The sequence below is a fragment of the Pseudomonas sp. PAGU 2196 genome, from assembly GCF_022179005.1.
In the GTDB taxonomy this organism is placed as follows: Bacteria; Pseudomonadota; Gammaproteobacteria; order Pseudomonadales; family Pseudomonadaceae; genus Aquipseudomonas; species Aquipseudomonas kermanshahensis.
On the sequence record NZ_BNTL01000087.1, the window covers coordinates 1 to 593 of the forward strand.

The 593-nt window shown below is 43.8% G+C and carries 1 protein-coding gene; it reads left to right on the plus strand.

The window, feature by feature from the left end; all coding sequences use genetic code 11:
• Positions 1-593, plus strand: a 593-nt coding sequence (locus MFF34_RS28060) for a PTS glucose transporter subunit IIA (RefSeq protein WP_238217847.1), incomplete at both ends; no start/stop codon positions are given.

The following is a 593-nucleotide window of genomic DNA, read 5'->3' on the forward strand; positions in this document are numbered from 1 at the left end:
ATACCGGAAAAGATCCTTTCAATGCTTACCTAACAGCAGCAACAGCTGCTCAAGCTGGAGCTACCTTAGCTGTTGCTGTTAAAACCAAATCAACAAAACTAAAAGGTCTGGCCTTTCCATCAACCTTGTCAGCTCTTTTAGGGATTACTGAACCAGCTATTTTTGGGGTCAACCTCCGTTATCCAAAAGTCTTTGTTTCAGGTCTTATTGGTGGTGCCTTAGGTGGTTGGGTCGCTGGGCTCTTTGGCATTGCAGGAACTGGTTTTGGGATTACGGTCTTACCAGGAACTCTCCTTTACTTGAATGGCCAATTATTACAATACCTTGTGACTATGCTTGTCGGTCTTGGGGTAGCCTTTGCAATTGCTTATACTTGGGGTTATCAAGATAGAGAAACCCTTCCGTTACCAGCTGTCGAAGTTGATCAAACGGCTGATCAGCCAGCCTTAGCAGAGGAAACTTTATATAGTCCTTTGAATGGAACAGTTGTAGACTTATCTGCGGTTTCAGACCCTGTTTTTTCATCAGGTGCTATGGGTCAAGGCTTAGCAATTAAGCCAGAAGATAATACCCTATACTCACCAGTTGATGGT